The 19112-nt window shown below is 52.7% G+C and carries 17 protein-coding genes; 13 read left to right on the top strand and 4 right to left on the bottom strand.

Annotation, left to right across the window (positions count from 1 at the left end):
* From IPK01_07865 to IPK01_07850, 4 genes are all read right to left on the bottom strand, one after another.
* On the bottom strand, window positions 1-693 hold the full coding sequence (locus tag IPK01_07865) for a hypothetical protein (protein ID MBK7933409.1): 693 nt from the start codon (window positions 691-693) through the stop codon (window positions 1-3).
* Window positions 694-971: 278 nt separating this feature from the next.
* Window positions 972-1361, bottom strand: coding sequence for a hypothetical protein (locus tag IPK01_07860; protein MBK7933408.1), 390 nt, complete (start codon window positions 1359-1361; stop codon window positions 972-974).
* Between the two features lie 75 nt (window positions 1362-1436).
* The gene (locus IPK01_07855) at window positions 1437-2459 is read right to left on the bottom strand and encodes an isocitrate dehydrogenase (NAD(+)) (GenBank protein MBK7933407.1); all 1023 of its coding nucleotides are present in this window, start codon (window positions 2457-2459) and stop codon (window positions 1437-1439) included.
* Between the two features lie 159 nt (window positions 2460-2618).
* The gene (locus IPK01_07850) at window positions 2619-4274 is read right to left on the bottom strand and encodes a cadherin-like domain-containing protein (protein ID MBK7933406.1); all 1656 of its coding nucleotides are present in this window, start codon (window positions 4272-4274) and stop codon (window positions 2619-2621) included.
* A 124-nt stretch (window positions 4275-4398) separates the two neighbouring features.
* Here IPK01_07850 and IPK01_07845 point away from each other — a divergent pair, with 124 nt between their 5' ends.
* The 13 genes from IPK01_07845 (at window position 4399) to IPK01_07785 (ending at window position 19082) form a co-directional block, all read left to right on the top strand.
* Entirely contained in the window at window positions 4399-4551 is a 153-nt protein-coding gene (locus IPK01_07845) for a hypothetical protein (GenBank protein ID MBK7933405.1), read from the top strand.
* A 290-nt stretch (window positions 4552-4841) separates the two neighbouring features.
* A complete protein-coding gene (gene thiO / locus IPK01_07840; protein MBK7933404.1) occupies window positions 4842-6008 on the top strand; it encodes a glycine oxidase ThiO in 1167 nt (388 codons plus the stop codon).
* Window positions 6005-7432: a TlpA family protein disulfide reductase gene (locus tag IPK01_07835; protein MBK7933403.1), complete on the top strand. Its 1428-nt coding sequence runs from the start codon at window positions 6005-6007 to the stop codon at window positions 7430-7432. The genes thiO and IPK01_07835 overlap by 4 nt, the downstream gene beginning before the upstream one ends.
* Before the next feature lie 8 nt (window positions 7433-7440).
* On the top strand, window positions 7441-8085 hold the full coding sequence (locus IPK01_07830; protein MBK7933402.1) for a methyltransferase domain-containing protein: 645 nt from the start codon (window positions 7441-7443) through the stop codon (window positions 8083-8085).
* The gene (locus IPK01_07825) at window positions 8082-8855 is read left to right on the top strand and encodes a hypothetical protein (GenBank protein MBK7933401.1); all 774 of its coding nucleotides are present in this window, start codon (window positions 8082-8084) and stop codon (window positions 8853-8855) included. Before IPK01_07830 ends, IPK01_07825 begins: the two co-directional genes overlap by 4 nt.
* A 236-nt stretch (window positions 8856-9091) precedes the next feature.
* The gene (locus IPK01_07820; GenBank protein MBK7933400.1) at window positions 9092-11314 is read left to right on the top strand and encodes a redoxin domain-containing protein; all 2223 of its coding nucleotides are present in this window, start codon (window positions 9092-9094) and stop codon (window positions 11312-11314) included.
* Window positions 11315-11361: 47 nt separating this feature from the next.
* Window positions 11362-13251: a M3 family oligoendopeptidase gene (locus IPK01_07815; GenBank protein MBK7933399.1), complete on the top strand. Its 1890-nt coding sequence runs from the start codon at window positions 11362-11364 to the stop codon at window positions 13249-13251.
* A 57-nt stretch (window positions 13252-13308) separates the two neighbouring features.
* The gene (locus tag IPK01_07810) at window positions 13309-15027 is read left to right on the top strand and encodes a tetratricopeptide repeat protein (GenBank protein MBK7933398.1); all 1719 of its coding nucleotides are present in this window, start codon (window positions 13309-13311) and stop codon (window positions 15025-15027) included.
* A 6-nt stretch (window positions 15028-15033) separates the two neighbouring features.
* The gene (locus tag IPK01_07805; protein MBK7933397.1) at window positions 15034-16836 is read left to right on the top strand and encodes a tetratricopeptide repeat protein; all 1803 of its coding nucleotides are present in this window, start codon (window positions 15034-15036) and stop codon (window positions 16834-16836) included.
* 43 nt (window positions 16837-16879) lie between these two features.
* A complete protein-coding gene (locus IPK01_07800; GenBank protein ID MBK7933396.1) occupies window positions 16880-17473 on the top strand; it encodes a hypothetical protein in 594 nt (197 codons plus the stop codon).
* A 64-nt stretch (window positions 17474-17537) separates the two neighbouring features.
* A complete protein-coding gene (locus IPK01_07795; GenBank protein ID MBK7933395.1) occupies window positions 17538-18029 on the top strand; it encodes a DUF1772 domain-containing protein in 492 nt (163 codons plus the stop codon).
* Window positions 18030-18144: 115 nt separating this feature from the next.
* Complete coding sequence (locus IPK01_07790; protein MBK7933394.1) at window positions 18145-18300, top strand: hypothetical protein; 156 nt, start codon at window positions 18145-18147, stop codon at window positions 18298-18300.
* A 20-nt stretch (window positions 18301-18320) separates the two neighbouring features.
* Window positions 18321-19082 carry a hypothetical protein gene (locus IPK01_07785; protein ID MBK7933393.1) on the top strand — a complete coding sequence of 254 codons (762 nt, stop codon included), beginning with the start codon at window positions 18321-18323 and terminating at the stop codon, window positions 19080-19082.
* Window positions 19083-19112: the final 30 nt, after the last annotated feature.

Here is a 19112-nt window from a genome sequence, read left to right as displayed (position 1 = left end):
TTAATAGGTCTGAATGTTCAGGATCTGATTGAGTATCGTTCCGAGGATGCTCATTGATCCGTTGTTGTAGGTACCGTACTGATAGTCGCCGTTGTAGTCATTCTGGTAACGGCTGTTCGAACCGTCCTGATAGCCACGCTGGAAGCCCTGCTGGAAGTAGTACTGGTACTGAGCACGGCTGACGTTGCTCTGGTATCCCACCGTTCCGCTGCGATAAACGCTCGAATTGGACCAGCTCGCACGTCGGCGGTTGTCGCGGTCATTTCGTCCGGCCTGGAAACCCTGTCGGTAGCCTTCGTTCACTGCCTGCCTCAGCAATTCCGCACCGTTGCGGTCAGTGTTGTAATACGTGCCGTTGCGGTAGACACGATATCGGCTGCCGTTGTTGTTGACGTTGTAGTTGCCGTTGTTATAGACGCGGCGGTTGTTGTTCATCCGCGTGTTCCGGGCATTCCATTCAGCCTGACGCTGCAGTTCAGCTCTAACTCTGGCTGCCTCGACCTTCGCTCGCTGACGTTCGGCCTTTTGGCGTTCCTTTTCTGCCTTGCGGTCATTACGGCGGTCGTATGTTTGGTCGCTTCGACGGTCGTCGCGGCCGCGGCCCTGTGCGTTGGCGATCTCGCTGGTGCCCAATAACGCGACCAAACCTAGTGCTGATGCTGCTGCAAATTTCTTGATATTAATTGATCTCATGATTACTCCTCTGTATATCCCTGCTTGATTTTCAGTTACACATTCTTTGGATCTCCGGATGAGATCCGCGAATTGTAATGATTTGTAAATGATTGATACTCAACGAGTTATCCATCTACACTAGGTATGTATCAACCTTTGTGCCATTCGCTGTCGATCCGTTTGTTCGCCTACGTTTACGCGCAAAAAGCACCTTTTGCCGGATCTCCGTTCCGTAGCAGAAGGTGCGTGTTTTACGTGAATGGTCTATCGAGAGACCGTCAATATTTAGTCTTCGGTCAGCGTGTAAGACGAATGACCTTGAATTTGGCCTTATAGTGACCCGTCGCGGCCTTTCCTTGTTTAGGATATGGCGTGAGTTCCTCAAGATAAACGGCCCAGCCGTCGAACGAATCGCCCTTCGGGCCATCATTCGAGTTGAACTCGAATTCTTTTGAGGTCTGTCCGTTGCTCAGCTTGACCTTGATCTTGGCGTTGCCCGCCCAGACGCAATTGACGCCCTCTGGACATCGCGAATCTTCCACTAAAGAAATGAACTTTATTCTTAGCTTGCTTTTCTTTGCGATGCCCTGCTTGCCCGACTTTACGGTCAGGTATTCAGGTGTCTGAGACATTCCGGTCATTGCGAATGCGAAAACGAGTGCAAATGTTGCGATTATTATTTTCATATCACTGCGGCCTCCTCCGGCCCCGCACTATTAGAACGAAACGGCCAAGTTTGCGTTGCAATAAATCTCGCCGCACTATGCCGCCGCGGTCGCACCCGAATGGATCTTTTCGATGATAGCGTTGGCAAATTCAGCCGTCTTTGCGGTGCCGCCGAGATCCTTGGTGCGTACAACGCCTTCGGCAAATACTGCCATCATCGCATCCTCGACCGATTTTGCCGCGGCGGCTTCGCCAATGTAGCGGAGCATCACGATCGCCGACATCAGGATGGCGGTCGGATTGGCAATTCCCTGCCCAGCGATATCAGGTGCCGAGCCGTGGACGGCCTCGAAAACCGCTCCCTGCTCACCGATGTTCGCTCCCGGAGCAAGCCCAAGCCCGCCGATCAGTCCGGCACAAAGGTCGGACAAAATATCGCCGTACAGGTTCTCCATGACCATCACGTCGAACTGTTCGGGCCTCATTACGAGCTGCATACAGCAATTGTCGATGATCTTGTCATCGGCCTCGATGTCGGGAAACTCCTTGGCCATGTTGTAAAAGCACTCGAGGAATAAACCATCAGAGAGCTTCATGATGTTGGCCTTGTGAACGGCCGTCACCTTTTTGCGGCCAAAATCGCGGGCGTACTGAAACGCATATCGCGAGATCCGCGTCGAAGCTTTCTCAGTGATGACCTTAAGGCTTTCGACAACGCCCGGAACGACCGTGTGTTCGAGCCCCGAGTAAAGCCCCTCAGTATTTTCGCGGACGATGACGAGATCGAGTTCGGGATATCGACAAGGGATATTCGGCAGAGCTTTGACCGGACGTACATTGGCGTACAGATCAAGTGCCCGGCGCAAGCCGACATTGACTGACGTAAATCCTTTTCCGATCGGCGTCATGATCGGCCCTTTCAGCGCCACTTTTGTCCGCCGCATCGAGTCGATCGCCGCCGCAGGCAGTGTTTCGCCGTATTTCTCGAGTGCCTGCGAGCCAAGTATCTGCGTTTCCCAATTGAATTCGACGCCCGTCGCCTCGATGATCCTAACCGTCGCCGCGACGATCTCAGGGCCGATGCCATCGCCGGGAATTAGTGTAATGGTGTGTTTCATAAGCTGTTATCCTGTATTCAAATTTACAACGGCCCGCGAATAAAGGCCAAACAGCGCATCGAGATGAACAAACGGCCGTCACCGCGGAAGATCCGAGGTGACGGCCATTTTTTGCTATTCCGCAAGCGTCCGGTGTCAGCATTTTAACTGATCGACGTTCTACTTCTTTCCCTTCGTCGCCGTGATCGTGACCGTGTCCGCGACGGAATTAGCTGTACCGTCGTTGACCACGAGACTTACCAAATAGGTGCCAGCCTTATCGGCCTTGAACGTCGGGTTGACGACTGTCCCTCCTCCGCTCAATGTTGCTCTGCTTTTGGCAGGTACTGACGTTAACGCCCAGGTAAATGTTATGTTGTCACCATCGACATCCGCACTTCCGCCTCCATTCAGAGTGACGACAGTGCCCATGCGAACGGACTGATCGGGCCCCGCATCGGCTGTTGGCGGATCGTTCACCGGTGTGACCGTCACGCTGACTGAGGCCGTTGCAACGTGTGGTCCGTCGCTGATCGTATAATCAAATGATGCGGACCCGTCAAAATCAGGATTCGGGGTAAATAGGACATTGGTTCCATCCCAACTAACAGTTCCGCTGATCGCGTTGTTAACAGACTGGATGCTTATAGCGTCACCGTCGGCATCACTGTCATTACCCAAAAGAAATGCCGGGCTGATCAATATCGCAACGTCTTCGGTTGTAACAGCGCTGTCAGGATTAGCAAGAGGCGGATGGTTTTCCGGAGTGACAATGACCGGCCCCGCGAGATTGACCGCCACATTCTGCGCGCCGATCAGATCGCCTACTCCGGCGACTCCATTTGCGTCAGGCTCACCACACCGCGGCGATGCCGGAAGCTGTTGATCCAAAGCTGTCGGGTTGTCGCAAAGAGCTTCACCAAGGTTTTCGGTATCCGGGTCAAGCAGTCCCGTATATTTGTAGAACTCGAAACGTCTGGTAACGGCGTCGCTGCCACTCGGCGTGATCTGGGTAAATACGCGGTCACCGGTGATCACGCCGTCCACGACCTTTGCCTGCAGCAGCATCCATTCCCATTCGATCTCGGCGGGCTCATTCGGAACGATGTTTACATCCGGATCATCTATGATCATATGGTTGAGATCTTCAGCATGAACGGCATTTGGTAATGTCGTAACCCATACTTTGATCCACATCGGCTCGCCGAATTGCGAGTTGCCGACAGGAGCGATAGGTGGTATCACGGTCGCGACCGCAGGCGGATCGCCCGGTGTCGAAGCAGGTGTCACGTTCCAGACTGGAGCGGGGATCGGCGTATTGCTGCCGAACTGGACCAGGCTGCCCGGCGTCGTGCCTTCGACGAGCCAACGATATGTTGTTCGTGTCGGAGCGGCATTCAATGACACTACGAAATGGTCGCATCCCCAGCTTAAGTAGTTGGGGTTGACACCGGCCCAGCACGAGTGCCCGTCGGTCGGCGGAAAATAGCCGCCTGCGATCGGCGTCGTGGCCGACCACGCACCTGCGGCATAGGTCGCCGCATATCGAACGATCACGCCATTTGATGTCGGCACGATCGAGGGTTCGCCATAACGCTGGTACGGCGCACCGAACCAATATGGGACGTCGGCACTGGTAATTCCCTCCAGCTCGATCTCAAAACCGTGACAATCACCACCGGTGTCATTTATGACATCAAAATTATCAAGCGTTCCGTAGGTCACGGGCGGCGTCGACTGTGCGATCGCACCTGACGGCGTGTAACTTACGGCAAATAGAATGAGAGCCGCACTGATCGCAACGGCGAGCACGGCATAAAACTTCTTGTTCATCATATTAACCTCCCTTGGAACCGTCTCTTCGTGACAGTCACAGGACAATTCCTTACTTGAAAATGCTAGAGGAAATAAGAGATGAGCCGCCGTAGGTTGTCTCCAGGCACTTACCTAAATGACAACCATGCCTGATCTTTTTCTCCTCATGACGATAACCCTCGCCAAAACTACAGGAGATGATCTTGGTGACTTTGCCGAACTTGCGAAAACGGTTCTCAATATCGAAACCGCGCCCAAGATCCAACCTGCCAATTCTGATCTTGGCAAAGGTATCTAACGTCACGCACCGTTATTCTTCGCAACTTTCGTGCCGTAATAATGCCGTGCTTAAGCTGTCACCGGCGTGCGGGATCAGAGCGGATCAGTGCAGCACAAAAAACTTCGCGCTCGCATGTGAAAAATATCACAGCCAAATTCCCGGTCGTCATTGATTCGTTGTAACGCGGCAACGTCAAAGCGAATTTGGTCGATCCGCTTTGTCTTTTGTGACGGCCATGGCTGCGTGGAAAAGGCAGTTTTAGGTGGGGACGTTCGTCCTTTGTGTCTGACTTAATTTATCATCTACTTGTGGCACGTAGTATCAAAGTCTCAGGTTCAAATCCAAGCGTACTAATTATCGGCGGCGGTGTGATCGGGCTGAGTATCGCCCGCGAACTGCATTTGCGCGGCGTTCGAAATATCACGCTGCTTGAAAGAAAAGCTTGCGGCGAGGAATCGTCGTGGGCCGCGGGCGGCATGCTTGGGCCGCAGGCAGAGGCCGATGAAGCGGGACCGTTCTACGATCTGTGCGGCGGATCGCGCGATCTTTATCCGGCATTTGCTGATGCCCTGCTGGCCGAGACAGGCATCGATATTGAGCTTGATCGCAGCGGCACGCTCTACTCGGCATTTAATATTGAGGACGAACGGCACCTGAACGGCCGTTTCGAATGGCAGTCAAAAGCCGGACTCGCCGTCGAGCGTCTGACCGCCGAGGAAACGCGGCGGTCAGAATCTTTTATTTCGCCGGATGTTCGGATGAGCCTGCTCTTTCCGAATGACTGGCAGGTCGATAACCGCAAACTCCTTACCGCATTGGGGCATTATGCCGAAATGAACAAGATCGAGATCTGCGAAAACACACATGTCGAATCGCTCCTGATCAAAGACGGCTGCGTTACCGGCGCCGCATCGGCAAACCGAACTTTCACCGCCGGCAAAACTGTCCTAGCAACCGGTGCGTGGACGTCGCTCATCAAACTCGGCGATATGGCAATGCCGTTTGCGGTCACGCCGGTGCGCGGGCAGATCATTTGTATGCGGACAGCAAAGCGGGTCTTCGAACATGTCGTGTACAGCCGTCGGGGATACATTGTGCCGCGTGCCGATGGACGGATATTGGCCGGGTCGACTACGGAATTTACCGGCTTTACCAAGGGCGTAACCGGCCAAGCCGCGACAGATCTGAGAAATATGGCGTTCGAGATCGCTCCGAGCATGGATAATCTGCAGGTGATCGACAGTTGGTCGGGACTCCGGCCGATGGCGGCGGACGGTTTGCCGGTTCTTGGTGAAATAGAAGGCCTCGATAGCCTGTTCGTCGCCACAGCCCATTACCGTAACGGCATTCTGCTGGCACCTTTAACAGCTAAGTTGGCCGCAGATTCCCTGATCGACGGACAGACTGACATTCGGCTCAGCGAATTTAGTCCGAACCGTTTTCGAGTGGCTGCCGGTAAGTCTAATACACGATGAACTTGCTCAGGATTTACAAATTTGCGTTGTTCTTGATACTTTGCACGGCGGTCCCGCTCGCGGCTCAGTCGGGGCGTGTCTTACCGGCAAGTTCGCCGAATGGGCCAACTGCGGATGGTCAGACCGTAAAGCAGTTGTTCGACGAGGCGAATTCTTACCTGAGAACCAAGGCAGCCGAATTTGAGGCAAAAAAGATCAGATTCAGCGATGCTAAGCTGGCTCAACTGCAGATCGAACAAAAACAGCTCGCCGCACGATACGCAGCCTCGGCGGGAATGCGAAAGGACCTTGCCGGCGAGGATCATTACTATCTCGGGATGCTGCATTGGATCGCCGAGAACCTCGACGGAACCCTTGAAAATCTTGCCAAGTTCGTCGCCTCCGAGGACTCACCGGCCGATCGTTCGCAGACCTCACGGTCGATCATGATCGTGGTCTATGCCAAGCAAAAGAACACCGAAGACGCCGAAAGGACGCTCGCCGAGTATCTTAAGAATCAACCGCAAAGGCTTACCGAACGTGCCCGAATGGAAAGCGAGATCGCCAAGGCGTATCAGGAAAAGAAGGACTTCGTCCGGATGGCACCGCATGCCGAAGAGGCATTTGCAGCGGCAAAGGCACTGCTTGCCGACGCATCGTCACGGGCACGCGGGCTCGATGAGATCCTGGATAACGGAATGTTAGCTTTTGAGGCCTATCGAGATATCGGAAATGCTGACAAGGCATTGGCCGCACTCGACGATCTGATCTCGTCCGGTGTTTCGACCCAAACGCCGAGCCTCTATTACTATGCCGCTGATAAGAAGATCACGTATCTGATCGAAACAGGCCGAAAACCACAGGCCCTCGCGTTTTACCAAACGGCCGCCGACAATGCCCAAAAAGAATTCGCCACGCCGCCGCTGAGGGCCGACGCCGATCGGCGTCTCAGGGCCCGCGACCGGCATTACCGTTTGCTCGGCGAATTGGCTATCGATCTGCCGGCGGTAGATCAGTGGTTTCCCGGAACGCCGAAGAAATTTGCCGATCTCAAGGGCAAGGTCGTGCTGCTCGATTTTTGGGCGACGTGGTGCGGGCCGTGCCTCGAAGCATTTCCGGCGCTCAAGGAATGGCATCAGGATTTTGCCGGCGAAGGGCTAGAGATCCTCGGCGTCACGCGCTATTACGGCGAGTACGGCGGCCTTCCGAAAGAGACGCCGGCGGAGCTCGAATACCTCAAGCGATATCGCGTCAGCAAAGGATTACCGTACGATTTTGTCGTGGCGAAGGGCCAGGCCAATCAGATCTTATACGGTGCGACAGCTTTGCCGACGGCGGTTTTGATCGATCGAAAAGGCGTGGTACGTTATATCGCGACCGGCACAAGTTATACACGGCTCGAAGAGATCCGGGCAACGATAATCAAACTCCTGGCTGAAAAATAAGCTCACCGATGCCGAAAAACGGCCGCAAGGCCAAACCGACAACGCAGGGACTATACGACCGCATCGCCGATGTGCAAAATGTCGCGATGAAGCTCAACGGCTATCGAACATCTGTTGCCAAATACCTCCGTTCACTCGACCTAAAACTCGACGCAGATTCGCTCGTCCTCGATGCCGGCAGCGGCACGGGACTTGTTTCGATGGCGTTTCAGGACGCAGCTTTGCCGGCGAAACGGAGCGTCGCACTCGACCTTTCGTTCAAATCGCTCGAGGTCGCCCGCGACGAATTTCGAAAAAGCAAAAAGCGCGTCAAAAAGATCGACGCCGTACAGGGTAACGTACTGCAGCTGCCGTTCGCTGACGAGACGTTTGACCTGCTGTTGATGTGCGGCGTGCTCGAGTATACGCCGCTCGACGACGGGCTTCGTGAGGCCGCGAGAGTTCTGAAAAAAGGCTCGCCGCTTGTCTTCCTGCCGGTCAGGCCGTCGCTAGTCGGATCGGTCCTTGAGATCCTTTACGATTTCAAGATCCATCCGCTCGCCGAGGTCCGCGAGGCAGCCGCCAAGTATTTCAAGGTCGTCGGCAATCACAAATTCCCTGTCACCGAACCGATATCGTGGTCGAAAACTATCTTCTTACTCGAAAAAAAATGAGCAATTTCCCACTCATTATCGGTCACCGCGGAGCGAGTGCCCACGCTCCGGAAAATACACTCGCCGCGTTCCAACTTGCGCTTAATGTTGGTGCGGACGGCGTCGAATTTGACGTGCAGCTTGCGAAAGACGGCGTTCCGGTCGTCATCCACGACGCAACGCTCGATCGGACCGCCTCAAGGCCCGAACGCGTTGCCGATCTCACGCCTAAACAGCTTGCCGCAGCCGATATCGGAACATGGTTCAATAATAAATTTCCAAAGAAGGCCAAGCCCGAATTTGCTAAAGAAACGGTCCCGACGCTCGCTCAGGTCCTCGACTTGCTGAAGGACACACAAGGCCTCATCTACATCGAACTCAAATGCGGCGACTCCGACTATGAACCGCTCGCCAAGTCGGTCTGCGACGTCATCCGCGATTCGCATCTACTGCCGCAGGTCATCGTAAAAAGCTTCAAACTAGCGGCAATTCCAGTCGTTCGCTTTCGCCTTCCAGAGGTCCAGACCGCCGCTCTCTTCGAACCAACGATCATGGATTTCCTCCGCCGCCGCAAACATATCCTCGCGATCGCCCACGAATTCGGCGCCCATCAAATATCGCTCCACTATTCCCTCGTCACCCGAAAACTGGTCGCCCTCGCCACCCAGGCCCAAATGCCCGTAACCATCTGGACCGCCGACGATCCAAAATGGCTAAAACGCTGCCATAAACTCGGCATTCGTGCATTGATCACAAACGACCCAGCAAACGCGATCTCGGCTAAGTCTTGATGAACGATCGGCCCCGTACATTGGCAAATTTCGTAATTATTCGTGCTATAATCCCTCAACTCTTCACCATAGCTTTGTATGAAACAATGCCCTGAAATTAGACGGGATTATTAGGACGACACTTCTGATGTATTGTCTCGACGGCCGTAATGCACACGAAGGCGGCGTTCTTCGGATCAAGCCTTTATAGCAAGGTTTTTCATCGAGCTGGTCAGTGGATTTGATTGGAGAAACTTATGATTCGATACAGCTTTCAAATGATGGGGCTACTAATATTGTTCTGTCTTTCAGTCTCAGCACAACCAAACAGCGGCGACAAGCTAAACGCTGCTGAAACCTGGAAGGTGGGGCATTCGCGGCATGGCGCAGCCTTCGATGCAGGCCCTCGCGAAAAACCGTGGGTGATGTCCGGCATCGGCAAGGTTAGCTTTCCGATCACGACCAAAAGCGCGGAGGCTCAGCAGTGGTTCGATCAGGGCATTGCGTTGCTGCATTCTTTTTGGTTCTTCGAAGCGGAACGTTCGTTTCGTTGGGCGCTCAAACTCGATCCCGAATGCGCGATGTGTTACTGGGGTTTGTCGCAAGCCGCCGCCGATGAACGCGGCCCGCAGTTTTTGAAAGAGGCCGGCAAGCGGAAAGACAAGGTCAGCGACCGCGAACGCCGCTATATCGAAGCCTGGGAGGCACGCGGAGAGACGGACCTTCCCGCCGATGCAGGCGGGAACAATCCAAGCGACGAAAAGCGGTCTAAGCGGTTCATGTTTCTGCTCGAACAGCTCGTCCTCAAATATCCCGACGACATCGAAGCCAAGGCGTTTTTCGCGCTCGATCAGATGGGCGGCGAGCATCGGTACGGCGCAGAATTGATATTGCAGCAGGTCCTCGCACGCGACCCGAATCATCCCGGCGCACACCATTACCGCATCCATAACTGGGACAGTGCCGAGGGCTATCAGGCACACGATAGCTGCGCGGCGTACGGAAAGATCGCGGCCGGCATCGGCCACGCGCAGCACATGCCCGGCCACATTTACAGCGGCATTGGCATGTGGCACGAGGCGGCGATCTCGATGGATTCGGCAACGCGCGTAGAAAAGCAATACATGCGCGAGCGTCTCGTGTTTCCATTCAACACTTGGAATTACGCACACAACCAAAATTATCTCGGCTACATTCAGGAACAGCTTGGAATGCCCGAGGCCGCGATCAGCGGAGCAAGGCAAATACTCGCTGCGCCGCTCGATCCAAAATACAACGATCCATCCCGCTACAGCGCACATGCTCAGGGCACGATCGCATTGTCACGCGTCCTTGTCCGATTCGAACGCTGGAAGGATATTCTCGACCCGAAGACTTTCAATTGGCAGGATCACACTCGGGATAAGTTAACTCGCGCGTACATCGAAACCCTCGCCCATCTTGGCTCGGGCGATCTCGAGAAAGCCGCGAAGAGTTACGCCGAGCACTCTGCTCTCAAGAAAGAGATGGAGAAGCCCGAAAACAAATGGTTCGAGCATCATCACACGATCCAATCACTCGAACTGCGCGGCCGACTCGCCATGGCGAACGGTGAAGCGCTGAACGGGTTGATGCTGATCGGTGAGGCGGCTAAACTGCAAGCCGAGAAATTCGACGACGAAGACGATCCGTCGCCGTGGCCGAATGTTCTGTACAACTCGCTCGGCCGCACTTACCTTCAGCAGAAAACGCCATCGCTCGCGGTCGCTGCGTTTGAAAAGGCTTTGACTATCGTGAGAAACGACGGCTTCGCCCTGTCGGGCCTTGTCGAGGCTTATAACGCTTTAGGCGACAAGGGGAAAGCAACCGAAGCCTATGCGCGCCTTCTGCACGTCTGGTCCGACGCCGAGCCCGGGTTAAAGTGGCTTGCACAAGCCAAGGCTATCGGGCTGCAGGCACAGCCTAAGGATGTTTCACCGGGGCCGCAACGCAATTACAAACGCACTACGTTAGCACAACTTGGTCCGAGCGTCTGGGAGCCCTTTGATGCACCCGAACTGAATGCCGTCAAAGCCGACGGTAAGGCCGTTTCACTCAAAGAGTTTCGCGGCAAAAATGTGCTCCTGATCTTTTATCTCGGCGGTTACTGCGAGCACTGCCTCACGCAGCTAAAAGACGTCATCAAACGCAACAAAGAACTCAATGAATTGGACACGACCGTACTTGCCGTGAGCGCGGATCTCGATGAGGGCCTCGCCAAAACAGCCAAATCGCTCGGCGTGCCGTTCCCTTTGCTTTCCGATCCAAAGCTCGAAAACGCCCGCCGCTTCAAAGCCTACGACGATTTCGAAGAGATGGCTCTGCACGCAACCATCCTGATAGACAAACGCGGCCGCGTACACTGGTCGCGTACGGGCGGCAGTCCGTTCACCGAATTCGATTTCCTGATCAAAGAGATCGAACGATTGAACGCATCAACCAACTTGGAGGTAGCCAAGTGAACGCAGCGACAACAACGATGCACTTTTTGCAAAGGAAGCATAGAATTATGTACTTGTTATCAAAAAGACTGACGGTTTTGCTCCTTGCGATCTCTTTTGTCGCCCTCAGTATTCCGGCTCAGGTGAAGTTTGAGGCGATACCAAACGAACTTGCGCCGCAATACAAATTCGATTTCGCGAAGAATTTCTTTTCGTCCGCTGAAGTGCAGCAGGCCGATCTCAAGAAGGGCATGGCCACGCTCGCGGAATTGGAAAAATTCAAGGGCAAGGTTACCGCGTCGGCGGATAATTTATTACGAACTCTCGAGCTATCCGATCGCATTGCCACGGAGGTATATCGCCACATTATCTATTTGTCGCTCAAGTATGCAGTCAATACAAAGGATGAGACGAGCAACAGCGAATCTTCGCGTCTGGGTTCGGAACTTAGCAAACGGACGAGTTTTCTACAGCAGGAATTGATGCGGATCGACGACAAAACACTGGCTCGGTTCATGATGCAAAAACCGGCACTCAAGCAATACGCATTTGTCATCGAGTCAGCTCGCCGCTACGCTCCGCACACGTTATCGCTAAAGGAAGAGGAGCTGTTGAGCGAGGTCGAACCGCTGGCGAGCGACTGGACGGCGGAGTTGTTCCAGCGTGCCGTTGACCGTACGCAGTGGGGCAAGGTAAAAGCTGGAAGCGAAATGCTCGATGTCAATCAGCAGTTTCAGGAGATCGCAAATAGCCCCGACCGTGCCGTTCGCGAAGAAGGATTTCGAAAGACATACGCCGCCTTGGCGTCGCAGCGGGACATCTACGCCTTTTCACTGACGCGGCTGATCAAGACGGCGAACCGCCTCGCTCGCGTTCGGAATTACACGGACCGGGCCCATGAGGTCCACTTCGACATGTTTCTGACCACTGACGAAGTGCGAAACATCTACGAAAAGATCGCCCAGACCTCCGAAACGCATAAACGCTTTCAGCGGATGCGCGTCGAGCGCGTTAAAAAACAGTCGGGATACGATGAAGTAAAATATTGGGACCGGAATTTCACGCCCGCAGATTCGCCTCTGCCGCGTTTTTCGATAGGTGAAACGACACGCATTCTAAACGAGTCTCTTGCTGTGCTCGGCAGCGAATACTCGCGCGAACTCGCCGAATTGCTTGATCCGGCGAATGGCCGGCTCGATATCGTCAGCGGCGAAAGCCGCGTGCCCGGTGCCTTTGCCAACGGTTTTCTTGGCAACCCGAAGAGCATCTTCTTCTGTTTTAACTACGAAGGCTATTTCGACGATCTCGATGCCTTCGCCCACGAGGCCGGCCATGCCGTCCATTTCCAGTTGATGGGCAATAATAAGGTTCGGCCCGCGTACAGCGACGGGCCGAATTATTTTACCGAATCGTTCGCGATGTTTAACGAACTGGTCATGATCGATCACTTGTACACTAACGAAAAAGATCAGGCCCGAAAGATCTACTATCTCGAACAGTTCATGATCTATGCCAATTTCCTATATTCCAACACCATGACGGCCGCGATGGAACAGGCAATATACGACGAGGTCGGAAAGTCTGAAAACACTGGCGCCGACGAGATCGATGCCGTCACAAAACGCATCGGTTCGCGGTTTTCGATCTGGTATGACAAGCAGGACGAACTAAAAATGCGCTGGATGGACGTCCATCATTTTTACGACGCCCCGATGTACCATCCAAACTACGTCTATGCCCAACTGCTCGCCCTAAAATATTACGAGCTATACAAAAAAGACAAGAAAACATTCGTCCCCAAATATCTCGACCTGATGCGAAACGGCTTCGACGCCCCACCGTCCGATCTGCTCAAGAAATTTCTCGGCGTCAACCTCCGCGACCCGCAGCTCGTTCCAAACGCCGTCGGCATACTCGACGATAGGCTCGATGAACTGGAGGTTCTCTACAAAAAGTGATCAAATTTGCATAAATCCCCGGAAAGCCGCACGACTGAGTTTTACGACACACCGCCTATGAAACGATGCCCGGAATGTAGACGCGATTATTACGACGACACGCTGCTGTATTGCCTCGATGACGGCAATGCGCTGCTCGAAGGCCCGGCGACCGCCTCGTCGGGTGATGAGCCTGCAACGGCTATCCTGCACTCGACGGCTGCTCCGGGCGAAGCTCAAACACGTGCGCAAATTCAGATGACCGATCAGACGGCGATCTTGCCAGGCAGGACGGGTGACATTGTCCCTGAGGCTCGCGGTTTCGATAAACGTCTATTGTTTGCTCCGATCGCGCTCGCGGTCATCGTTCTCGGCGGGTTCTACGGTTATCGATATCTCAAACCTGCAGCAGGTGGACCGATCAATTCGATCGCCGTTCTGCCTTTTGAAAACCGGAGCGGTAACGCAGATTCCGAATACTTGAGCGATGGTTTGGCGGAATCTTTGATCTATCGCCTTTCGCAATTTCCCGATTTGAAAGTCAGCCCGACGAGTTCGGTCTTTCGTTACAAAGGTAAAGAAACGGATCCTCAGACGGTCGCGAAAGAACGAGGAGTTGATTCGGTGATGACAGGACGCATCACACAACGCGGCGAAAACTTGACCATCAGCGTCAATCTGGTTGATACCCGAAACCGCAAATCGCTGTGGGGGGAGCAGTATGAACGCAAGATGTCTGAACTGCTCGCAACGCAGCGTGAGATCGCGGCGGCGATAACTCAAAAATTGCAGTTAAAGCTTTCCAGCGAAGAGACAGGCCTCACAAAGAAGTACACAAACAACAACGAAGCGTACCAGCTATATCTGAAAGGCCGTTTTGCCTGGAACCGACGAACGATCGAATCGCTGAAACAGGCGGCTGAATTTTTCAAGCAAGCGATCGAGAAAGACCCGAACTACGCACTCGCTTTTGCAGGTTTGGCCGAAACGTACGTTCTTTTTTCGCAGTATAACGTAACCTCAGCAAAGGACAGTATGCCACAGGCAAAAGCGGCTGCTTTGAGGGCATTAGAACTGGACGATTCCTTGGCAGCTCCACACGCCGCTCTCGAATCGTATTTTACCTTTTATGAATTCGATCGGGTTGCGGGGGAAAAGGAGATCCGTCGGGCCATCGAACTCGATCCGAACTACGCGACTGCCTATCACTGGCTCGGCGGAGATGTGCTTTATCCGACGAAACGGTTTGACGAGGCCGTTGCGTCGTTGAGGCGAGCCGAGGAGTTGGATCCGCTTTCTCCGATAATTGGAACAAATCTCGGTGACGTATTACTTGCCGCCCGCCGCTATGACGAGGCGATCGTTCAATATCAACGTGTTCTTTCTCTCGACCCGAATTTTGCTAGTGCCTTCTATGGTTTGGGTTTGACGCATTGGCAAAAGGGCATGAAACCGGAAGCAATAGCCGAAATGCGTAAGTATATTGAAATGAGCGGTTCTACCCTCGGAAAAGGAGATCTGGGGTTCTTTCTGGCAAGATCCGGACAGCGGGATGAAGCGGTTAAACTCCTGGCCGAGTTAAAGCAGGCATCTTCACAGCAATACGTTCCTCGCACCGCCGTTGCGCTGATCCACCTTGGGCTTGGCGAAAAAGAAGAAGCTTTGGATTGGCTCGAAAAGGAAATTGACGACCGCGGATCACTCGCGACTTATTACGCAGTTATGCCGGAACTTGACGACCTGCGCACCGAGCCGCGATTCAAGGCAATGCTCAAACGCCTGAATCTGCCGGAATAGGATCTTATGAAACGATGTCCTGAATGCAGACGAGACTATTACGACGACACGCTGCTGTATTGCCTCGATGACGGCAATGCGCTGCTCGAAGGCCCGGCGAGGTCAGAACCGGGAGCGATAGCGACTGGGTTCCCATCCGACGAGCCGCAAACCGCGATCCTTCACTCGACGGCTGCTCCGGGCGAGGCTCCGACTCGTGCACAGATACATACCACCGAACAAACTGCTGTATTTCCACGCGGAGCGGAGGCGAAGCCTCAAGAAAGTTTAGACGGCGTCTCGGAAAAGCCTAGCTTTTCCGCAAATAGAGCGGCAAAGCCGTTGATCGCGGTCGTAGTTGCTTTCGTTCTTTTGGTCGGTGGATTCCTCGGTTATCGATATTTCAACATCAGTGGATCGGCGGCGATCAATTCCATCGCTGTGATGCCGTTTGTTAACGACAGCGGCAATGCAGATATTGATTATTTGAGCGATGGAATGACTGAATCGCTTATCAGCAATTTGACTGAGATCCCAAATCTTTCCGTCAAAGCCAGGAGTACTGTTTTCTACTTCAAAGGTAAAGAAAAGTCGGTCAAAGAACTGGGCGAAGAGTTGGGGGTCGAAGCGGTTTTGCTAGGAAGGGTCAGTCAACGCGGCGAAGATCTGAAGGTGACTTTGGAGTTGGTTGATACGAAAAAACTCGATGCGATTTGGAGCCAAACCTATAACCGCAAGATGAACGACCTCGTTTCGTTGCAGAGCGAGATCGCAAAAACCGTTTCGGACAAGCTTCGTTCGAAACTAACGGCGACCGAACAGGAGCGAGTCAGCAAAACTAACACGACCAGTTCCGAGGCACAGCAGCTTTACCTAAAAGGGCGTTTTCATTGGAACAAACGAAAGACCGAAGACTTTCAAAAAGCCAGAGAGTATTTCCAACAGGCGATCGCGGCTGACCCGAAGTACGCACTCGCATACGCAGGACTCGCCGACACTTTGGCATTGATGCCCTATTACGGTGCATTCAGGCCAAGTGAATATATGCCGTTGGCGAAACAGGCGGCACAAAAAGCCCTCGAAATTGACCCAAATCTGGCGGAAGCACATGCCTCGCTCGGTCAGATCTTGACCAACTATGATTATGATCTCAAAGGTGCTGAGAGAGAGCTAAAGAGAGCGATCGAACTCAACCCAAAGTATCCGTCAGCTTATCAGTGGCTTGCAGAGGTATATCATTTTTCGGGAAATGGCGACCAAGCGCTATCGGAGATAAATAAAGCTATTGAACTTGACCCGTTGTCGATGGTCATAAATAACCAAAAAGGTAGAGTGAATGATTTTGGAGGCAAGCGGGACGAAGCAATTGCTCAGTTTAAGAAAACCATTGAGTTGTTTCCGGACGCCCCGAGTCCTCGCAATAACCTCGCCGACGTTTATGAAGCCAAGGGTATGTATTCCGAGGCCGTTGAGCAACGCCTTATCCAGATCAAACTACTCTTTGGCGTTAGCCCGGAAAACATTAAGGACCTCCAACTAGCTTTTGAAAAAGACGGTTATAAGGGATTTGTGCAAAAGCAAATAGACATTCAGTTGGACAGTCAGAGATCAAGTCTGGAGAAGGATAAAAATGCTTATCTACCGGCCTTTCGAATTGCGGAAACCTATGCCCGTCTCCAGGACAAAGATAAAGCGTTTGAATATCTGAACAAATCGTATGATCAACGCGAACCACAGATCGCAGAACTCAAAATTCGACTACCATTTGTTTTTCTGCGAGACGACCAGCGATTCAAGGAATTGGTCAAGAAAGTAGGGATCCCGGAATAGATATTTTGGATACGGCGATCTGAACAAATGGGAGATCAACTTTATGAATGGAGACGAAGAATCAGTCTTTGACCGCCTTTGGGCGACGATAATCGGTGATCGGTTCGGTTTTCTTGTCCCCCTGTGGATCGCACGGCGGCCTGAGTCATTGATCATCATGGACTACAGGCCGACGGTCCTCGGGTTCTTTGCGGCCGTGGGCTTTGTGGTGTTGACCGTGTTGTTCTTCCTTTTCTTGTTTATATGGGACAGTGGCGATGCTCTCGGGTTGTGGTTGACGGGAATACCTGCTCTCCTTTGCCTGGCAATCACGCTCAAAGGCTCGATCCGCGAGGCATATTATTTTGACAAGACGAAAGACAGCTACGCCTTCGTCCGCCAGTTCATCTACCGCCGCGAGGTTATCGAAGGCAGCCTGAGCCAATTCACCGGTGCCTATGTAAAGACGGAAACGAATTACAACAGCGAATCGAATGGGACCAGCAAGTCCTATTTCGTCGTCCTCCAGCAGGAAGGAATGTTCCTCACCGGCGTCACCGAACAACGCTTGCGCGAAGAGGCCCCGATATTCAACACCCACGCCCGCGAAGCCCGCATCGCAAATGCGATATCGGGGTTTCTTGCGTCGAAAGGCTGAGATCAATTTAAGCTGCAACAATATTCATTTAGTGACAAAATGCTCATTTTAGCGACATAAACCTATGAGAAATAGAATTGCTTTTGTGCTTTTGGCTGCGTCGGTTATGGTTTGGGGCGTTTGGTGTGGCGGGCAGGTTTTTAACGAGATGATGGTCATTCCGAAATGGAGCGCCTCGCCGCCCGAATCGTTAAAAACCTTTGCCCAACTTCCCAGCAAAGGCGGTGCGCCGTTCTTTCCGCTTTTTAACCCGTTGTTCGCCATTCTTGCGGTGGGTTCGGCGATCGCTGCGTGGAAATCTGCGCGGCGCTCCCGTTTATGGCTCGGGCTCTCGGCGGCGACATCGGTTCTCGTGTCGGTCTCATTGATCGTTTATCTCGCCCCGCTCGTCGGCAGCATGTTTGCCCACAGCATTGCCGGTGACATGAGCGCAAACGAAATTATCGCCGGCGTCGACCAGTGGATGCTCGGAAACCGGATCCGTTTGATAGTCGAATTATTCGGCTTCGCCTTTTCCGTTATCGCTCTAAGAGTGTGGTCTGCCGAAACAGCCTAGCTAAGCGTAAGTACTGCTTCGCTTTCACTTTTATTGTTCACTGTTAACTGTTCACTGTCAGTTGTTCACTGTTCACTATTCACTATTCTGTGCTACATTTCCGTGAGCAATCCCAATGAACACTCTTCACTACGGCGACAATCTAAAGATCCTCCGCGATTACATCAAAGACGAGAGCGTTGATCTTGTTTACTTAGATCCGCCGTTTAACAGTAACCGCAATTACAGCGTCCTGTTTCGGAGCGGAATGTCAGAAAATCGCAGTGCCTGACCCCGTTCGCTTAGTGGATTATGGAAAAGATGTTCAGTGAACTTCTATTTGAACGATATCTCCGATCTCAGGGGCTTGATAAATTTGAGTTTGAGAAGACTTGGCCGGGTATCCTGAAAAAGCCGGACTATACATTAGACGCTTCAAATTCAACCTTAATCTTTGACGTCAAGGAGTTTCCATTCAAACACCCGCCTGCCGGACTTTTTTACGATGATCCTTCCGAGCCAATTCGTAAAAAAATTAGTGATGTACGGAAACAGTTTCAAAAGTTTAAAGACAAATCTTGCTCGTTGGTGCTTTACACACATGGCTACGAAAGACTGCTTGATCCTATAGCTGTTAACGCAGCAATGTACGGTCAGGTTGGAATTTCCATACCGTTCGACCAAGAAACCGGATCAAGCTTGGGAGAAAGTAAAACGATCTTCTCGGGGCGGGGGAAAATGATTGATGACAAGAGCAAACGACCGCAGAATACAACGTTAAGCTCGCTCATTACTCTGTATGAAGTTGATATCAATGGACTTCGAGGTAATCTTTCCTTAGCGGAACTGTGGCCGAAAGCCAAATTCGCTGATTTTGTACGTATTCACAACAAACGAGACTTGGTTCCCGCCGTAATTGTCTGGGAAAATGCATTAGCAAGAATACCACTAGTTCGCAATCTGTTTACTGGACCTTGCGATGTAAGGTGGGCACATGATGGTCAGTTTCTTTCGCGTGTCTTCACGGGTGAAATAATAAAGGAATACTATCCGGAGGACGAGAATCAGAAGTGATAGCTTCTTAATCGCAAGGTCAGACACTGC

The organism is Acidobacteriota bacterium (assembly GCA_016713675.1).
In the GTDB taxonomy this organism is placed as follows: Bacteria; Acidobacteriota; Blastocatellia; order Pyrinomonadales; family Pyrinomonadaceae; genus OLB17.
This window is presented reverse-complemented; position numbering and strand designations above follow the sequence as displayed.